Source organism: Gordonibacter faecis (assembly GCF_030077735.1).
Taxonomy (GTDB): Bacteria; Actinomycetota; Coriobacteriia; order Coriobacteriales; family Eggerthellaceae; genus Gordonibacter; species Gordonibacter faecis.
The window spans coordinates 33,838-52,573 of the sequence record NZ_JASJEU010000007.1; the positions used below are offsets into that span (position 1 = coordinate 33,838).

Annotated in this window: 16 protein-coding genes and 1 pseudogene; 12 read left to right on the plus strand and 5 right to left on the minus strand. The window is 56.8% G+C overall.

Features of this window, described 5'->3' with window-relative positions; translation table 11 throughout:
* Positions 1-3: 3 nt before the first annotated feature.
* On the minus strand, positions 4-336 hold the full coding sequence (locus QNJ86_RS03640) for a winged helix-turn-helix transcriptional regulator (protein ID WP_283831233.1): 333 nt from the start codon (positions 334-336) through the stop codon (positions 4-6).
* A 116-nt stretch (positions 337-452) separates the two neighbouring features.
* Here QNJ86_RS03640 and QNJ86_RS03645 point away from each other — a divergent pair, with 116 nt between their 5' ends.
* Both QNJ86_RS03645 and QNJ86_RS03650 read left to right on the plus strand, forming a co-directional pair.
* Complete coding sequence (locus QNJ86_RS03645) at positions 453-1,328, plus strand: radical SAM protein (protein WP_283831234.1); 876 nt, start codon at positions 453-455, stop codon at positions 1,326-1,328.
* A gap of 156 nt (positions 1,329-1,484) precedes the next feature.
* Positions 1,485-2,345: pseudogene (locus QNJ86_RS03650) on the plus strand (radical SAM protein); the annotation flags it as partial.
* Positions 2,346-2,353: 8 nt separating this feature from the next.
* Here the strand turns inward: QNJ86_RS03650 and QNJ86_RS03655 are convergent.
* Complete coding sequence (locus QNJ86_RS03655; RefSeq protein WP_283831236.1) at positions 2,354-3,139, minus strand: hypothetical protein; 786 nt, start codon at positions 3,137-3,139, stop codon at positions 2,354-2,356.
* Positions 3,140-3,232: 93 nt separating this feature from the next.
* Between QNJ86_RS03655 and QNJ86_RS03660 the strand changes: the two genes are divergently transcribed.
* The 8 genes from QNJ86_RS03660 to QNJ86_RS03695 all read left to right on the plus strand — a co-directional run bounded on the left by QNJ86_RS03660 (position 3,233) and on the right by QNJ86_RS03695 (position 12,742).
* Entirely contained in the window at positions 3,233-4,714 is a 1,482-nt protein-coding gene (locus tag QNJ86_RS03660; protein ID WP_283831238.1) for an ATP-binding protein, read from the plus strand.
* Positions 4,715-4,969: 255 nt separating this feature from the next.
* Entirely contained in the window at positions 4,970-6,070 is a 1,101-nt protein-coding gene (locus QNJ86_RS03665) for an SMODS domain-containing nucleotidyltransferase (protein ID WP_283831239.1), read from the plus strand.
* Positions 6,067-7,833 (plus strand): ThiF family adenylyltransferase, encoded by a 1,767-nt coding sequence (locus QNJ86_RS03670; RefSeq protein ID WP_283831240.1) that lies wholly within the window; start codon positions 6,067-6,069, stop codon positions 7,831-7,833. Before QNJ86_RS03665 ends, QNJ86_RS03670 begins: the two co-directional genes overlap by 4 nt.
* A gap of 231 nt (positions 7,834-8,064) precedes the next feature.
* Positions 8,065-9,324, plus strand: coding sequence for an MFS transporter (locus tag QNJ86_RS03675; protein WP_283831241.1), 1,260 nt, complete (start codon positions 8,065-8,067; stop codon positions 9,322-9,324).
* Positions 9,325-9,403: 79 nt separating this feature from the next.
* On the plus strand, positions 9,404-9,832 hold the full coding sequence (locus QNJ86_RS03680; RefSeq protein ID WP_283831242.1) for a VOC family protein: 429 nt from the start codon (positions 9,404-9,406) through the stop codon (positions 9,830-9,832).
* Between the two features lie 36 nt (positions 9,833-9,868).
* Positions 9,869-12,124: a molybdopterin-containing oxidoreductase family protein gene (locus QNJ86_RS03685; protein ID WP_283831243.1), complete on the plus strand. Its 2,256-nt coding sequence runs from the start codon at positions 9,869-9,871 to the stop codon at positions 12,122-12,124.
* A gap of 4 nt (positions 12,125-12,128) precedes the next feature.
* On the plus strand, positions 12,129-12,365 hold the full coding sequence (locus tag QNJ86_RS03690) for a hypothetical protein (RefSeq protein ID WP_283831244.1): 237 nt from the start codon (positions 12,129-12,131) through the stop codon (positions 12,363-12,365).
* A gap of 173 nt (positions 12,366-12,538) precedes the next feature.
* Complete coding sequence (locus QNJ86_RS03695; RefSeq protein WP_283831245.1) at positions 12,539-12,742, plus strand: hypothetical protein; 204 nt, start codon at positions 12,539-12,541, stop codon at positions 12,740-12,742.
* Positions 12,743-12,748: 6 nt separating this feature from the next.
* Here the strand turns inward: QNJ86_RS03695 and QNJ86_RS03700 are convergent, their stop codons facing one another.
* The gene (locus QNJ86_RS03700; RefSeq protein WP_283831246.1) at positions 12,749-13,636 is read right to left on the minus strand and encodes a LysR family transcriptional regulator; all 888 of its coding nucleotides are present in this window, start codon (positions 13,634-13,636) and stop codon (positions 12,749-12,751) included.
* Positions 13,637-13,733: 97 nt separating this feature from the next.
* Here QNJ86_RS03700 and QNJ86_RS03705 point away from each other — a divergent pair, with 97 nt between their 5' ends.
* Entirely contained in the window at positions 13,734-15,989 is a 2,256-nt protein-coding gene (locus tag QNJ86_RS03705; RefSeq protein ID WP_283831247.1) for a molybdopterin-containing oxidoreductase family protein, read from the plus strand.
* Positions 15,990-16,050: 61 nt separating this feature from the next.
* On the opposite strand, the gene QNJ86_RS03710 is transcribed toward QNJ86_RS03705, so the two are convergent.
* Both QNJ86_RS03710 and QNJ86_RS03715 read right to left on the minus strand, forming a co-directional pair.
* Positions 16,051-16,959, minus strand: a complete 909-nt coding sequence (locus QNJ86_RS03710) for an SIR2 family NAD-dependent protein deacylase (RefSeq protein WP_283831248.1) — start codon at positions 16,957-16,959, stop codon at positions 16,051-16,053.
* Positions 16,940-17,737 carry a protein-ADP-ribose hydrolase gene (locus QNJ86_RS03715; RefSeq protein ID WP_283831249.1) on the minus strand — a complete coding sequence of 266 codons (798 nt, stop codon included), beginning with the start codon at positions 17,735-17,737 and terminating at the stop codon, positions 16,940-16,942. Before QNJ86_RS03715 ends, QNJ86_RS03710 begins: the two co-directional genes overlap by 20 nt.
* A 242-nt stretch (positions 17,738-17,979) precedes the next feature.
* Between QNJ86_RS03715 and QNJ86_RS03720 the strand changes: the two genes are divergently transcribed.
* Entirely contained in the window at positions 17,980-18,564 is a 585-nt protein-coding gene (locus QNJ86_RS03720) for a helix-turn-helix domain-containing protein (protein ID WP_283831250.1), read from the plus strand.
* Positions 18,565-18,736 lie beyond the last annotated feature (172 nt).

Sequence of the window (18,736 nt, forward strand, 5' to 3'; positions counted from 1 at the left end):
CTCCTAAAGGTTGAGCTCCTGTTCGCCCCACTGCTTCATGGCGAGGAGAATGGGCACGAAGCTCTCGCCACGCGCGGTCAGCCGGTATTCAACGCGGGGCGGCACTTCGCCGTAGTCGATGCGAGCGAGAAAGCCGTCTTCGACCAGCTCGCGCAGTTGCTTTGAGAGCGTAGATTCGGAAATGTTGCCGATGCACCGTCTGAGCTGCCCGAAATGGCTCACGTTTTTAAGCGCGATGTAGAACAGTATCTCGATCTTCCACTTGCCGCCGATCATGCGCTGAAGCGTGGAGACCGATTTGCACCGCTCAATCTCGTCGCCCGTCCGCTTTGCCATTTGGGTCACCTGTTCTACTACGAAAAAAGACAGTACTTCAACTACCGAAGTTGATTGCAGATGATGGTACCAAGCAAAAGGCACGGCCGCAAGGCCGCAACGAGAAAGGAACTGCCATGCACTTCACTGGCACTATATGGAGGCCTCCCTATGAAGCGAATTCTGCGCTTCTCCAAGTGACCTCCGGTTGTACGCACAATCGCTGCCGGTTCTGCAGCTTGTACGACTCGCCCTTCAGACTGTCACCGGAAAACGAGATCGAATCCGATCTGAAGGAGCTCGCAAGGTATTCGCGCAACGTGCGGCGCGTGTTCGTGACGGGCGCAAACCCGTTCGGCGTTGCCAACAAGCGCCTCGTCCCCATCCTTAACCTTATAAAAGAGGCGCTCCCCTCCGTCGAAACTATAGGTGGCTTCGTCCGCATTGGCGACCTCAAGCACAAAAGCGAAGCCGACTTGGAAGAACTAGCCGCGCTCGGGGTGGACAATCTGACCATCGGCGTTGAAAGCGGCTACGACCCCGCCCTCGCGTTCATGGACAAAGGCCACACGGGCGCCGACATCGTGGAGCAGTGCTCACGACTCGATGCGGCAGGTATCAGCTACAGCTTTTTTTACCTTACGGGGATCGCAGGAGCCGACAAGGGCGTGGAAGCGGCACTCGCATCGGCCAAGGTGTTCAACCAAGTCCATCCCATCCTCATCGGCATCCTCTCGATGACCATCTTCCCGGAATCGAAGCTCTACGAAGACATCCAAGAGGGCCGTTTCACTCCTGCGGAGGAGATCGAATCGCTGCGTGAGATCCGCGAGTTGATCGCGAACTTGGAGTGCAGCGCCTTCGTGTCCACGGCGCACGTGTCGGATGCCGTTCAGATCTCGGGAAGCATACCGCGCGACAAGGATCGCCTCGTCGGCGCGCTCGATCACGCAATCTCACGCGCCGACGAATCACAGCTGCAGCGTTACCGCAAGAGCATCTGGTCGTTGTAGGAGGCGAACATCATGGAATTTTCAGGAAGGACCTGGCGGCCGCCTTACGAACGGGATACGCCGATCATCGAGGCCACGACGGGATGCGCGTGGGGAACGTGCTCATTTTGCAGCTTATACGAATAAGAGCATTTCTCCGTCGGCTCCCTTGAGCGGTTCGAGCGGGAGCTCGACGAGGTGAAAGCTTGCATTCCTAACACGCGCAGGCTCTGGCTCACCGGGGGAAGCCCCTTCCAGATGAGCTTCGAGCAACTTGAGGCGCGTGCGAACGCCGTGCGCGACCGGCTCATCAAATGCCAGTCCATAGCCATGTTCGCCTCGGTGCGCGACATCGCCCGCAAGACGGACGGCGAGCTACGCCGCCTGCGCGCACTTCAGGTCAACGGACTCACGATAGGCGTGGAAAGCGGCAACGACGAAGCGCTGGCGCTCGCGCGCAAAGGCTACACCGCACGCGACGTGATCGAGCAGCTCACGCGGCTCGATTGTGCCGGCATCGAGTACAACGTGACTTATGTGACGGGTCTCCTCGGCGCCGGGCGCGGCCGGTGGCACGCCCACACTACCGCCGACGTGCTGAACCGGTTGAACCCGAAGATCATCGCCGTCAGCTCCCTCACGGCTTTTCCGGGAACCAAGCTGTATGAAGAAGTGCGCTCTGGATCTTTCACGATGCCAGACGAAGCCGAGCGGCTGGAGGAGTTGAAGACATTTCTCAGCGAGATCCAGCTCCGCGTGCATTTGGAGGCTTCCAGCAAATCCAACGCCGTTCCAGTGATGGGCATGCTGCCGCTCGACAAGGCGCTCATCATCGCGAAGCTCGAGGCCGCCATCGAAGAGGAGCGTCGCACCAACCCCAATCGACACTTCAGGGCCGAACTGAGCTCGCTTGGGTGGGACAAGGAGCGTTCGGAAGATCTTTCGTCCAAAAGCGCAAGGTCGAGGTTGACGTACGCTTCGCTTAAAGGGCCTCGGCGAGACGAAAACCAACCAACACTAAAAGCCCTACCACTCTAAAGATAGATTCAGCGCATTCCTGTTTTAGAAATAGCCGTTACTGCTATGGGACTAAATCTCCCATGTCGCAACCGGGGGAAATATTCGAACCCGAGAAGATCGTCCAGGTCGTAGGGCCATGGTTTGTAGTCGGACCAGAGAGCGCGCTCGGGGATGTCCGGGATGCAGGTCGGGATGGCGCGCATCAGGACGAACTGGTCGAGCGCCTTTCCCTTGGGCTGCTTGAAGCCTGTCCAGGCGTCGTCGGGCTCGCAGCCGTACTCCGCCTCGAAGGCCTCGTGGGCCCATTGGCGCAGCTTCGCCTGGCCCGTGGCGGGGAACTTCGGGAAGGCCTCCTTGGCGAACTCGGTGATGTGCTCGCCCATCGCCTCGAGGCTCGCGCAGCGCTTGCGGAAGGCCTCGGTCGTCTCGATCTCCTCGGGAGTGGGCTGGTAGTCGTGCGACTCGTCGTCGCAGTAGAAGGTGACGTCGGCGCGCTCGCCCCATTCGTAGGGCGTCACGACCGCCACGAGGCCCGGATGCGCGCACCCGCCCTCGCAGCCGTGGTAGCCCTTGCCGAGAGCCTTGCGCTCCTCCACGCGCACGCCGAGGGATTCGAGCCGCGCCGTCTCGGCCTCCGCCGCCGCCCGCGCCCGGGCCTTGCGGCAGACCGACTGGCGGTCCCACGGGCTCTTCTTGGAGAAGACGGCTACCACGTCGTCCTCGGTAAGCACGTCGTCGTACTCGCCGCCGAGGGCCACCGCGTCGAAGTCGAGGTTCACCGCGTCCACCAGAACCAGCTTGGTGCCGCGCACGTACGCCTCGGCCTTCTCCTCGTCGACGTCCGCGCAAAGCTGAAACGATTCGCGGATTGCTGGTAGAATGGAGGGACGCAGGAAAGGACGCGCGTGGACCTGAGCAAACTCGACAGCTACAAAGAGAGCAACCGCCTCGAAGCGAAGGCGGCGCAAGGAGGCATTCCTAAAAGCATCTGGGAATCCGTCTGCGCTTTCGCCAATACGTCGGGAGGGATCATAGTGCTCGGAGCCAAGGAGCGGAAAGACAAAACGCTCGAGGTCGCCGGGCTTGACGATGCCCATAAGATGCTCGACGACTTCTGGAACGCAGCTCTAAGCAAGGACAAGCTGAGCGCGAGATTCTTGCAAGAGGAGGATGCGCGCATAGAGGTCGTTGACGGCAAAGAGGTCATCGTCATAGAGGTGCCCCGGGTTAGCAGGGTGATGAGGCCGGTGTTCCTGAACAAGGATATACTGGGCGAAACTTGGCGACGCACGCATACGGGGGACCATCGCTGCACGCGCGAGGAAATACAGTCTATGCTGCGCGATGCAGGAACAACAAGCGACGATTCCCGCATCGCAGAAGATGCCGATATGGATTACATCGATTACGAGACGGTGAGGAAGTACCGCAAGCGTTTTGAGTTTAGAAACGAGGGTCATATCTGGAACGATGCCAGCGACGAGGACTTTTTGACTTTTCTGGGTGCGGCCGGGAAAGACAAGGATGGGATCCTCAGACCGACATACGCAGGGGTTCTCATGTTCGGCAAAGATTGCTGGATAACGCGCGTACTCCCGAACTATTTCTTAGATTATCGGCAGGAGACAAGTTCTGACACGCGCTGGGAGGATAGGTTCGTTTCGTTCTCAGGAGACTGGTCGGGTAATGTCTATGATTTCTATATCAGGGTATACAACAAGCTCAAGGCTTCCTTGAAAGTGCCATTTAAGCTGGAGGGAATAGAGCGTGTCGACGATACCCCGGCTCATGAAGCCCTGCGCGAGGCCATTGTGAACTGCGTAACCAACGCAAACTATCACGAGAGTCGGGGCATCGTCTGCCTCTGGAAAGACGATGCGCTAACCATCGCCAATCCGGGTGAGTTTCGCATCCCCCTCAAGAAGGCCATGTTGCCAGGAGAATCGAATCCGCGCAACGCAACCATGCTCAAAATGTTTGCCATGATCGACGCAGGCGAGCGTGCTGGCAGCGGCATATCCAAGATTTTTCACGGTTGGAAGGCGGCCGGATACGCCGAACCTTCTTATGAGGAGGAGTACGGGCCTGATCGGACGATATTGACGCTACCGCTGCAAAAAGCCCCCGAGTACAACTTGCCGACAAACAAAGAGCCTGACAAAATTGAGCGTTTAACGGAGAACGAAAAGGAAGCGATTAGGATCGTAGGGAGAACGGGCAGGGTGACCACTCGCGCCCTCGTTGACGCAACTGGCTTGTCTCGAAAAGCTGCGTCTGCGCTGCTTAAGAGACTTTCGAACAGGGACTACCTCCAATGGCACGGAAGTTCCAACAACGACCCGGAACAGTACTATTCGATCAAAGATGACCAGCATCACTCCGACTAGTGGTCCATTTCGACGGGTGCCAGTACATCGCAGTAGGTGTCAGTAGGTGTCAGTAGGTGTCAGTCGATATGCTTCATTATTTGTTGCGAGCTAGCGGCTGTGTATTAGTCTTGGGATCGGGTCTGAGCGAACAGAGAATCGAGGGAGGGAGACAACTGTTCTGCAAATACAGTATTTATAGGTATACCACGCAATGAAAAATCGTATTTCGAAGTTTCAAACCGAGAGCAGATAAACCAGTTCAGGGAGGGGATTATGACAAGCATTCCGCATATGCGTTCGTACTTCGATGATTTTCTGAAAGAAATCAGGCTGACTGATGATCAACGGTCCGCGCTCATCGAGGCCCATGAAAGACTACGAGAGAGCTTGAAGAAAAGCGATGATCTTAGAGAGGCGATTGTAAGCACTTTCCTCCAAGGCAGTTATAGACGCTCAACCATAATCAAGCCCGCTGCCGGACAAAGTTCCGATGTTGATGTCGTGGTGGTCACCAACATCAAGGAGGATGAGTACACACCTTCGCAAGCACTCGACATGTTTGTCGAATTTCTAGAGGAAAACTATTCGGGTAGATATGAGCGACAAGGAAGGTCCTGGGGAATTCATCTAGATGATGCGGATATTGATCTTGTGCCCACATCCGCTCCAAGTGAGGCTTTCTCCCGCTCCGAAGCAACAAAAAACGCTCTCTTTTCATCATTGGATGTCGAAGCGCTTGTCAATAGCGGGACAACAGTGGATCTGTACGGTTCGAGGACAATGGAGGGAATCAATCGCATACTTTCAAGCGACGATTGGAAGAACGAACCCTTAAGGATTCCTAATCGCGAAGCACAGATTTGGGAAGATACGGATCCGCTCAGCCAGATCAGCTGGACTATCGAAAAGAACGCAAGCTGCTCTGGACATTACGTAAACGTTGTCAAAGCAATCAAATGGTGGTGGAGGACGAAGCATCCAGACAAGAAATACCCTAAAGGCTACCCATTGGAGCACTTGATTGGAAATTGCTGTCCCGACGGAATCGAATCTGTAGCAGAAGGGGTAACCCTAACCTTCGAATCCATTGTTGCTCTTGGCTCTACCAAACCAATTTTGCCAGACAGGGGTCTACCCAATGACGTTATGTCGAGTGTTTCTCAGAGCGATTACGCAAAGTTCTATGACGCTATCGTTGAGGCAGCTTCTTTCGCGCGTATGGCATTTGACGCCGAAAATACTTACGAAGCTTCGACAAAGTGGAATGAGCTTTTTGGAGAAGAGTTTCCTCTCGCGCCAGAACCAGAAAGCAAAGCAAAGTTTACGGCAAGAGCAGGCGCTGCTACTACGCTAGGTGAAGCGCGGTTCTCATGAGCCCTGAACTGCCGGATTCGTTTCGTCGCGCCCGCAGGGCTCTGGAAGAACTTCAGCCTCAAATCGTTGCGGAAGACTGGATATGGGATGATTCCATTACTTGCTGGTGCCTAGCCTTTCAAGCAAACTTAAAGGCTGGCAACAAACTGCCATCAAAAACGACATGGGTGGCCGTTGTCGAGGATTCGTACCCTGATGGTTTTGTCAGAATATTTCCTTCGGTTGACGGAGGCATAGAGGACACTTATCCGCATCAATCGAACAATGGACTTGAGCCTCACGGAAAATACTGCCGATCAGGTCGGTTGTGCCTTTTTACAGAAAATACCGAGTGGTCCATAAGGGGCGATGCGGATTTCACGCTATTTTCGCATATGGAAAAGTTTTTGGAATGGTTAAACGCTGCTAACGATTGCAAATTGCTAAAAGACGGCGATCGCGTTGAGTTCCCTATGCAGAATATAGGATCAGGCGAGGTTGTCCTCTATGCTGAAGATGAGGTTTCGCAAATGATCTGGGAGAGCCATCCCGCTTACTTGAGCGGGTGGCTCGAGATGCTCGAAAGCAGCCCAGGGTTAGTTTGCTTATCCTGTTTTTACGGAAATGATAATTGCACCGTTTACTCTCCAGTCTGGGGCGCAGCTTTCGTACGTAACAAAAAGAAAAAGACCCATAAAGGTATCTGGCTTATCGCCTCATCTGTCCCCCATATCCGAAACTGGCAATCTCCTAACACCTATGGGGAACTCCGTATTTGGGCAAGAAGCGAAGGGATAGATTTAGACGAGATTGTCGGTCAACACTCCATGGACTTGCGCGATGGTGTTAGGCACTATCTTGCCATAGGGGTGGCATGTCCAGATATTGTTGGGGGAGATGCGAGATGTCTCTCATGGTTTGTGTTAAAAATGCCAGCTCTTTCGAATGGGCAGGAATTTGGAAAATCTGGCGTTCACAAGAGGGATATCTTGAAGATCGTAGACAAGCACAAGACCTTCGCATCCAATACGCGAGTTGATTGGGTGACAAGCGTCAATTGCTCTCGTGATCAGCTCCATTCGCGAGGCCGCCTATCAGAGAAGCTATGTGAATCTCGAATTGCTCTTATAGGTGTTGGCTCGTTAGGGAGTTTAGTTGCTAATAACCTGATTAGAGGAGGAGTCACTGATCTCTGCGTTTTTGATTCAGACCTATTCGAAATACGGAACATTACTCGCCATCTCCTCGCTGCGAACAATGCCGGATATGCAAAGGCATCTTCTGTTTCCGATGTATTAAACGGGATCAATCCAATGGCGCAAGTTGAAAGTCGGGACGCCCTTGGACGCGGAGACGAGAAACTATTTAAATGTTTTGACATCATTATTGATTGCAGTTCTTCTCTAGAGACCCTATCCCTGCTTGATAAATCAAAAGGAAACCGAAGGCTATTTGTCTGCTCCTTTGGATACGCCGCGGAGCGAGTATATATCTCATCGTCAACCTTAGATGCATTCTCTGTTGATGAATATTACAGGGCTTTTGAGCCCCTGATGTCGAAGGATATAAAGCTAATGAATTCTAAGGGCTTGCCATGGGAGGGCACTGGTTGCTGGTCTCCGGTCTTCCCAGCAAAAAACTCCGATATCAGCAGGGCTGCTTCAATTATCACAGACTGCGTAGACAATTTTGTCAGCCACAATATTCTTGACGTCAAATATGCATATGAGGTTAAGCGTGACATCGATGGGCTATTTGAAGGAATAGAGAGAATACGATTATGATTTGGACATCCAAGTTGGGGATAGGCCATATGAGCAGGATAAATGCTCTCGCTATTAATTTTTTTTTATGCTTTCCCATTAAAAACAAGTAATTTTTCTTCCCTGGTTTCGCGGGTATAGTCCCTGCTGTCGCGACGAATAGATTCCACAAAAACGCAGGGTCGTCCGGATGGGGGGGTGTATCTCCGACGACCGCATTCGTACCGTCACTGCAAAAGGAGGAGAGAGTCGATGGACAAAGCCAAGACCAAGCGCTACGCCACGAACACCGTCATTGCTATGTGCATTGCAGTGGTGTTCAGTGCCGGTATTGCCTGGAACACCTTTCCGCTGTTCGCGGATCCCATCATCAGCGAGTTCGGCTGCACGCGCACGGAATTCACGTTTGGCATCACGTTGGTGAACGTGGTAAACGCCATCATTTCCATGTTCTTCTACGGCCGCATGGTAGAAAAGCTGGGTATGCGTAAATACCTACTGCTGTGCAACACGGTTGCTTTGTTGGCATTCGTTTCGTTTGCCTGTGCACAAAACGTGTACTTCATCTGGCTGGGCGGCGCGTTGTTCGGGTTCAGTTCGGCAGGCATGTCAATAAATACGGTCAACGTCATTGTCGACCGGTGGTTCATGAAGAACCAGGCTAAATACATTTCCATTCCCAATACCTTCAGCGCTGTTGCAGGTATTGCGTTTGCTAGCCTATGGGCGCTGCTCATTGCCAACCTAGGCTGGCGTATTCCATTTTGGATCATTGTAGCTTGTGGCGTGGTCAGCTGGGTACTCATCAGCCTGTTCTACAAGGGTGATCCAAAAGACCTAGGCGTGGCCCCCATGTACGCCAACGAAGTCAAAACCGACGGAGAAAACGGAGACGACTTTATGGACGACGAGGGTGGCGTCTCGTACCGCGGCATCTTCAAGACCTACCAGTTCTGGCTCATGGCGCTCGGCTACTTCGGCAACGGACTGCTGGCCTTCGCTATCATGAGCAACCTGGCTCTGTTCGCCGGCGACTTCGGCTTCGGGAACCAATCGGGCTTTATTCTCAGTGTGGCCTTAGTGGCCCAAGCTGTCAGCTTCGCGCTCGTCGGCCCTATCATCGACAAGTTCGGCAGCCGGTGGGGCGTGGCGGTTTCGTCGCTCGTCATCGCCGTTGCTGCTGTCATCTTCTTGATGGGCGGCAACACGGGAGGCCTTTCCCCCGTACTCATGTACGCGGCAGCCGTCTGCGTCGGCTTTACCAGCGGCGCAGCACAAATGCCCATGGGCGTATCAATCCGCGAGGCGTTCGGCCGCAAGGAATTCAGCAAGAAAATGGGCACTGTCACGTCGTTCTGCCTGTTCGGATTTGCATTCGGCCCCACCATCCTGAATGCGTTCTACGACATTGCTGGCACGTACCAAACGGGCTTGATGGCGATGATAGCTACTGCCGTGGCGACCATCGTGCTGCTGTTCATTGCCACGAGGCGCGTCGAAGTGGCGGATTAGAGCCTGATGCTGAAAAAGGCTGCGGAAGGGATTTTGGCCATTCCGCACAAACGTAAACCTGATTAAGGAGGCTGTCACCATGGCACGCGAAAAGGAATTCTACGGACTGCATCACCTGAGCGTCAACGTGGCCGACCGCGAGGAGGCCATCGAATTCTACACCGAGGCACTGGGCTTCAAGCTCGAATTCCGTTTCGATTACGCCTATCCCGACGGAGGCGTGGACAAGAACTCGTTCGTATCACAGAACGGCGTCATGCTTGAGCTCATCGAGCTAGCTGGTGTGGACAATCCGAAGCCTGCAGCGCTCAACACCAATAACCACTTCGCCCTCTACGTGAAGGACATTGAGGCAGTAAAGGCACGTTTAACAGAGGAGCCGCGTTGCACGTTGGAATCCGACCAGGTGGCCATCATCGAAGACTTCGGTGCCGAGCGCCTGAAATCTCTCATGGTGCGAGGCCTGAACGGCGAGCGCATAGAGCTTCTGGAAGTGGAAGACCTGTAAGACTACGAGTGTGACGAGGAAGAGGAGGCAACAACCATGTCCGAAACGCAGTATATCAAGACCGGCTGCCATCTGTGCTGGCAACAATGCGGTGTCATCTTGCACGTCGAGGACGGCGTGCTGAAGAAATGCACGCCGGACCCCGACCACGTGGGCAGCGGCGGCTACGGCTGCGAGCGCCTGTCAGCCGTATCCGAGTTTCACTACAGCGAGATGCGGCTGAATTACCCGCTCAAGCGCAAGGGCGAGCGTGGTGAGGCTAAGTGGGAGCGCATCACATGGGAGCAAGCTCTCACCGAAATTGCCGAGAAGCTGGTAGCCATTCGCGACGAGTTCGGCCCCGAAGCCGTGGGCAAGGTTGGCGGCACCATTCATGGCCCGGCCGACTGGTCGTCGTGGCGCTTCTTCTGCCATTGGGGTAGTCCAAACTTCATGAATTCCGGTAAGAACTGCGGCCAGCTGAACACCACAGTAGAATGCGCCATGTACGGATGGGACGGTTCGGGTTCCGCCCCCGAACTGGGCGTGACCAAGAACATCATCATGTGGGGTGCCAACCCGCCCGAATCCAACCAACTGAAGTGGAACCTGGTGCGCGCGTGCATGGATCAGGGCACCAAACTTGTCGTCATAGACCCGCGTCTGTCCGAGATCGCAGCCGCAGCCGACCTGTGGCTGCAGATACGTCCCGGCACCGACGGCGCTCTTGGGTGGGGTGTCATCAACGTGCTCATCGAAGAAGGCATCTACGACAAGGAGTTCGTCGAGGAATGGTGTTCGGGTTTCGACCAGGTAGCCGAAAAGGCGAAGAACTACCCACCTGAACGCGTGGCTGAAATAACCGAAGTGCCAGCCGAGAAGATAATCGAGCTTGCCCATTACTGCGCAGACGGCCCTACCAATTTCAACTGGAACCTCACCTGCAACCACGAGGGCAACGGTGCCGGCTATGCAGCCGCCTACACCCAGGCGGTCATCCGCTCCATTACGGGCAACATGGACCGCCCGGGCGGCAACGCCATACCCGGCCCCATCTCCGACGACATCGACTGGTACGGTGCCATCGGATGGGAGTTGCTGTTCGAGCATCTTGAGAACTCTGACCGCGATTGTGTGTCGGCCGAACACTTCCCGGTGTGTTCGAAAAAGATGATCCGCCAGTTCAACGAGCCTATTAAGAAGGCATGGGGCGGCAAGGGGTACGGTGCTGCCGGCTACTTCTTCTACCCCAACACCCGCGGCCTGGTTGATGCCATGCGCTACGGCACTCCGTACCCCATCAAGGCGTTCTTTATCCAGTGCGGCAACCCGCTGCTCACCTATACTGGTGCTAAGAACTGGCATGAGGCCCTGAAGAAGGTCGACCTGCTGGTGGGTATGGACTTCTTCATGACACCCTCCATGGCGCTGTGTGACTACGTGCTGCCGGCGGCCAGCTGGATAGAGCGCCCGCACATGCAGCTTTATTGGGGCCTGTCTACGTTCAATCCTTGCTACAAGCAGCCCCTGCCCGCCCTGCACGAACGCAAGGACGACTACTATTTATGGAGCGAACTGGCGCGCCGCACAGGTACGCAGGGCGAATGGCCCGAAACCTTGGAGGGCATGTACGACCTCATGCTGCGCCCCTCGGGCCGCACGCATGGAGAGATCGCCGAGAGCACCCCGAACTACCTGCTGGCGGACCAAGACTATTATCATCACAAGGTGAACGGTTACGGCTTCGGCACTCCCAGCGGCAAATGCGAACTGGCTCCAACCACTCTGGCGTTCGCGGGCGAAGATCCCGTTCCCGACTACATAGAGCCGTCGTGGAGCAAGTACCGCACGCCCGATCTGGCCAAAGAGTATCCTTTGGTTCTTACCAGCGGCGCACGCAAGCGCCCGTATTGGCACACCAGCTACCGCGAACTCAAGACCCTGCGGTGGCAGCACCAATACCCGCTGCTCACCATCAACCCCGAAGATGCGCGCTCGTTGGGCATCGTCGATGGAGAAATGGTGTACATAGAGACGCCGCTTGGCCGCGTCCGTCAAAAGGCCCGCATCGACAACGGTATGAAGTTGGGTACGGTGCATGCGGAAGCCTATTGGTACTTCCCCGAAATGCCCGAAGAAGAACCCTACCTGTTTGGCGTATGGGACACCAACATCAACTCCATCCTGCCCGACGACTATGAGTGCAGCGACATCGCAGGCAACCTGCCTTTCCGCGGCATGCTGTGCAAGGTGTACCCTTGCGACACCGACTTGGCCTACGACCAGGTTGTTGCACCCGAGGTGGAAGGCTAGGGCCATGAGCGCAGAGCGTCTTGAGAGTAGTCGGTGTCGGATGTGCTCCAACCGCTGCATGGTGTCGTTTCTAGTGGACGAGGTGGGTATCGTCGCCTTGGCCCGCCGAGGCGACGCGACAAAATGCAGCGCATCAAGCTGCTGCTCGAATTTGGCTCAGGTTGAAGGCAAAAGCCTCGACAGGGCGCTCCGCTTCATCAACATGCCTACGTTGCCTCGTCTCGTGTCGAACGGGCACTGAGCGTCACAGGCGCCGCCGCGCAAGCACGGTGCCTGGCCCTTTGCCAAATCGGCCGCCGTCTATGAATCGGTTGCCGTTTGCGTAATATAAGGAAAAGGCCCGGAAGAAGTAAGAGAACTTTTTCCGGGCGCATTCGTGCCGCCGACATCGGCGGTGAAAGGAGATTCTCTGTCATGTGCTTCAGACCATCAGCCGTAAACATCGAAAAGAAGTGCCCCGAGTGCGGAACCGTCTGCCAGCCCGCCGACGCCTCCTGTTCGCAGTGCGGAGCAACGCTGCCCGTCGCAGGTGTCGCCGGAGCTCCTAGCACTCCGGCGACACCAGGAGTTCCGAAGGCTCCCTCGATCCCCGTCGCTCCTGGTTCACTGCAGGAGTAGCCCACGCTACAAGACCTGCAGTAATTCCTGACGAATTAGCTCTAGAAAGCGCGCGGATGGGGCTGGGAAATCCCTGTATCTCTTCCAGGCAATAAATGTCTTCGACTCCAAACGAGGTCCCAGTGCACGGAAGCAGAGGTTCGAACTTTCTGGAATCTTCACGGCGTCTTCGGTACAGAGCGCGTAACCAACCCCTTCCTCTACCGGCGCTACCATGGCGGCAGGCAGGTCGTAGGTCATAACAACGTCCAGCTTGCCGTCATCGGCACCAAACCAGCCATGCAGCCAGTGCTTCTCGAGGATCTGCTCGGGACACAGAAGAGGCGCATCGTGCAGATCGGCCGGACGCACCTGCTCCAAAAGGGCCAGCTGGCTGTCCCGCCGAGCGAGGATGCCCCACACGCTAGCGACAGGTAGCTGCATGCGCTCGTATTCCGTCAAGTCAACGGGTTCCGTCACCACGGAGAAGTCGATGCGCCCTTCGTCAAGAGCCGCAGTCGCGTCTGACGACTGAAGGCTTTTGAACGAAAAGTGCACGTGCGGGTGCTGTCGATGCATTTTGCCCACAACTTTCGCAACGGTTCGCACGCTGTGCGGACTGTATCCGCCCAGACGCACTGATCCTGCCATAACGCCATCATAGGTACTGAGCGTGGCCAGTGTTTCGTCTGCAATGCGTACCATCTCTTTGGCGCGCTTCTGCAGGAACAGACCCTCTTCCGTCAGCGTGGTCTGACGACTGCCGCGTACGAACAGTTCGGCTCCCACCTCGCGCTCCAGGTCGGATATCTGGCGCGATAGATTGGGTTGCGTGACATGAATCTCCTTGGCCGCCTTGGACATGGTTCCTTCTTCAGCAACCGCAAGAAAGTAACGCAGTACTCTGATGTCCATGACGCAAGGCCTCCTTGGTTGCTGGGATGCGCCGTGGCCGATGGCGCGGGTTTTATTATATACTGCTTTGGAGGCAAGATGTGCAAGGGGGCTGCTCATGGCGCGGGACGAGGTCAAGGTGTGCGGGTGCCACCTGTGCTGGCACCAATGCGAGGTCAGACTGCATGTTGAGGACGGCATTCTGAAGCACGTGACGGGCAACCCGAACGGCGTGACGGGAGGTGGTTATGGCTGCGAGCGGCTGGCCGGCGTGCCGGAATTCCACTACAGCTCCAAGCGCCTGAACCACCCTCGCAAACGCGTGGGAAAACGCGGATCGGGCCGATGGGAGCGCGTCACCTGGGAAGAAGCACTGGACGATATAGCCGCACGTTTGCTTGCCATCCGCGAAGAATCAGGACCCGAAGCGCTTGCCAAACTGGGCGGCACCATCCACGGCCCAGCAGACTGGGCAAGCTGGCGATTCTTCAACCAATGGGGCTCCCCAAACTCGTTTAACACAGGCAAGGATTGCGGACAGGCGAACACCATCGTGGAATGCACCATGTACGGCTGGGACAGCCTGGGTGTCGCGCCTATGCCCGGAAAGAGCCGCAATATTGTGCTTTGGGGGTCAAACCCACCCGAAAGCGCAGCCGTAAAATGGAACTCCATCAGAGCATGCCAAGATCGTGGAGCCCGCCTCATCGTGGTGGATCCTCGGTTTTCCGAGGCCGCCTCGTACGCCGACCTCTGGCTGCAGCCACGTCCTGCAACCGATGGCGCTTTGGGCTGGGGAGTCATCCACATACTCATAGAGGAGGGACTGTACGACAAAGAATTCGTAGAACGGTGGTGTACGGGATTCGACCAAGTGACCGAAAAGGCGAAGAAGTATTCACCTGAGCGTGTTTCTAAAATCACGGGCGTGCCAGTAGGAAAGATACTGCGTTTCGCACGCGCTTATGCCGATGGCCCCACGAACTACGTCTGGAGCCTTTCGGGTTGCCACTATGGTAACGGAGCAGGTTATGCGGCGGTATACACCCAGGCAGTTATCCGCGCTATTACCGGCAACATCGACCGAGAGGGTGGCAACCCGATGACCGGACCCTTGCCTAACCAGGTGGATTGGTACAACGCCATGGGATGGGATCTGCTGGTCGAGCACTTAGAACACTCCGACCGCGACAGTGTGACGGCGAACCGGTTCCCCGTTTGCTCGAAGGCATCGCTCACGCGCATCAACGGTGCCATCAAGAAGGCATGGGGGCAGGGCTACGGGTGCCCGCTCTATTTCCTGTACCCGTCCTCGCGCGGCATCTACGACGCCATTCGCTATGGCGAGCCTTACCCGATACGGGCGTTGTTCATCCATGCAGGCAATCCGCTGGTCACGCTGGCCGGAGCTCGGGATTGTTATGAGGCCCTGAAGAAGGTCGACCTGCTGGTGGGCATGGACTTCTTCATGACACCCTCCATGGCCCTGTGTGACTACGTGTTGCCAGCGGCCAGCTGGATAGAGCGCCCACACACCATGCTGTATTGGGGTGTGTCTGCCACTGCCATCGCCTACGAGCAGCCTCTTCCCGCACTCTACGAGCGCAAGGACGATTACTGGCTATGGAAGGAGCTGGCGCATCGCGTGGGGCTCCCTTATGAATGGCCCGACACTCTGGAAAGCATGTACGACCTTATCCTGCGCCCTTCGGGCAGGACGCATGCTCAGGTGGCGAACAGCTCCCAATACTATTTCGAAAGCGATACAGGCCGAGAGTTCGAACGATATGCCAAAGAGGGCCGCGGCTTCGGCACGGCCAGTGGAAAGTGCGAACTGGCACCCAGCGCGCTTGCTGCCTGCGGGCTTGATCCCGTGCCCGACTATGTAGAGCCGCCACAAAGCCGTTCCCGCACTCCGGAACTGGCGCGTGAATACCCGCTGACGCTCATCAGCGGTTCGCGCGTGAGGCCATACTGGCACACCAGCTACCGCGAGCTTTCCTCATTGCGTTGGCGCCACGAGCTGCCCGAAACCCAGATGCATCCCGAGACGGCGCGTGCGTTTGGCATCGTGAACGGCGACACCGTGCTGGTGGAGACACCGTTGGGAAGCGTGCGCCAGAGAGCGTGTGTGACTACCGCCATAGCACCCGACGTCGTGCATGCCGAAGCGTTTTGGTACTATCCCGAGCAACCTGCGGAAGACCCTTACCTGTTCGGCGTATGGGACTCCAACATCAACGCCATCATACCCGACGACTATGACGTATGTGATTTCGCAGGTGACCATCCGTATCGTGGATTGCTCTGTCGCATTCGCAAGGCTGAAACTCCACTTGATTTCGAAAGGCCCGTCTTTAACGAATTCGACTAATGGCTATTTCCATTACGTTTAAATCTCTGGGCATCGAATTTTACAGCAGAAATTGTGCCAGCTATGCCAACGGAAAGCGCACGTTTGATAGCACCTCGGCTATGTCGGCGTTGAGCAGGATGGAGCGGGCCTTGATTGATTCGGGGGCGCAGGATTCTCCTTTGTTTATGCAGCAGTAGATTGCGCGGTGGTTGTTGTTTACGGCGTTCCAGAAGGGGTATTTTATGATGACGGGGGTGTTCATTCCCACGCCGAGTTCGAGGTAGAGCACGTTGGCACCCTCGTGGGTTCGGCAGAAGTCCTGGTAGCGGGCGTTCGCCTTGTACCATTCCTCGTCTTGCACGAAGCGGTCGTCAATGCGCAGGTTGGTGGTGAGGGGGCGGCCACAGCGCGGGCAGCGCGGCAGGAGATCGCTCGGCACGCGCATGGCGCTTTGCCGCTCCACCATGGCGCGCACGGTTGCTTCGTTGTTGTACGTCTCTTCCGAACAGGGGACGCTGCACTGGAACAGGCCATAGTCACCTTGGGTACAAAACAGCCGGCGCTCGTCGAAGCCCGCCAGCTGGAACTGGTGATCCACATTCGTAGTGATGACGAAGTAGTCCTTGTCGCGCACCAGGTTGAGCAGGTCGCAATACGGCTTGCCCGGCTCCACGTCGTAGCGGTTGATGAAGATGTGCCGGCTCCACCACGCCCAGAACGTCTCGGCATCAGGGAAGGGGAAGAAGCCTCCCGAGTACATGTCGGTAATGCCAAAGCGGTCGCGGAAGTCGGCGAAATGTGTATCGAATCGCTCACCTGAATAGGTCAGTCTCGCTGCGGTAGACATCCCGGCACCGGCACCGATGAGCACGGTATCGGCCTCGCGCAGCGCGCGGTGCAGCCGTTCTGTACCCACAGCCATCTCGGCTTCGCCGCCGTTGGCGCACACGAGGCGGCCTCCGGGAATGTTAGTCGAAAAGAAGCTCATGGTAGATTCTTTCGTCCTTCTCGCTGAACACGTTGAAAACGATATGCAGGTCAGAGCCGTGGGCGTCCAGCCACGCGCGCACGGTGGCAACAGCAATGGGTGCGGCTTTCGCTTGCGGGAAGCCGAACACACCGGTGCTGATACAGCAAAACGCGAGGGAGGTACAGCCAAGGCCTTCCGCAGCGTTCAGGCAACTGGTGTAGCTCTGAGCCAGAAGTTCTTCATCGCGCCTGGTCGGATGCCCATTCGCAATGGGCCCCACCGTGTGAATGACGAAGCGCGCGGGCAGGTTGTAAGCGGGCGTCACCTTGGCGCGCCCCGTCGGTTCCTCATGCCCCTGCTCACGCATGAGGCGCGCACATTCCGCGCGCAGCTGCACGCCCGCAAACGTGTGAATGGCGTTGTCGATGCAATAATGCCCCGGCACCCAGCATCCCAGCATCTGGCTGTTAGCGGCGTTCACAATGGCGTCGGCCGCAAGCGTGGTAATGTCTCCCCGCCAGAGCGACAGGCGGCTGTCCAGCGGAACGCGCTGCAGCGCGGCGGCGTCGGTGATACCGGCGTCTTCTATCAGCCCCTGCAGCACGCGATCTTGCGTGGCGAGAAATTCCTCAGACGCCGGAAGGGGCTCGCGCGTATTCACAAGATCGCGAAACTGCCGAAACAGCACCTCTTCCCCAGCGGCGTTTTCCACGCCTGCAAGCTGAGGGGCACCTTCGCCAAAGCGCTCTTCAACAAGCGCACGCACAAGAAACACCAGGTCATCAATCCTAGCCATCTTCCTCTTCTTTCCCTTGGGAGCCGAAGGCACGAGGGGCAAATTCGCACATGCGAGCCTCTCCGCTTCGCGGGCCGCGACTCACGGGCCCCGCGCCTTTTCTCCGAGTTTGCCCTAGTATATCTTCCTTGCCCGCGCGCCTTTGCGCCCCCTCGCGCCTTGGCACTCTACGGGGCGTTTATTGCGTGGGAGCGGTGGGGCGGGTATGGTGGGACTCGTTGAATGAAACAGGAAGGAACGTTATGGACGCCAGATCTACCGGGGCGCTTATTCGCGCTTTGCGCGAGGAACGCGGGCTGACGCAGCGCCAGCTTGCCGACGCAGTGGGAGTCACCGACAAAGCTGTGTCGAAGTGGGAGCGCGGCGGCGGTTGCCCCGATATTGAGTTGCTGAGCGCGCTTTCGTCGTGTCTGGGCGTTCCTGTTAAAACCGTGCTCGAGGGCAGCCTTGCCGTCGACACCAGAAAGGGAGGCTCCATGAAGCGCACTGCATTCCGCGTGTGCCCCACCTGCGGAAACGTTATTATTACCACGGGAGACGCCGAGGTGTCTTGCTGCGGACGCACGCTTGCGCCCCTCAAGGCCCAACCCGCCGACGATACTCACGCCCTGCGCGTGGAATCGGTGGAAGGCGATTGGTATTTCACGTTTAATCACCCGATGGAAAAGGCGCATTACCTGGGGTTTGTCGCCGTGGTTGGCTACGACCGCGTGGCGTTCGAGCGCCTCTACCCCGAGCAAGGTGGCGAAGCACGTCTCCCCCGCCTGGGCGGCGACACGTTCTACACATACTGCACTACCCACGGCCTCATGCGGCATCGCGCGTAAGGCGCAGCCGCAGCAACTGTTCCTTTTGCAAACGTTCCGCGAGGCGAGGAGTTCTCCCTTGCCGCTCCCAGTAACAACAAACCTGCCAGGTCAAACGTAGCTGTCGGCAAGGGCAGAGCCCTTGCCCTACGGTCAACCTGGCAGGCAAAAGGTTTCGCAAGCGCCTCCGCGC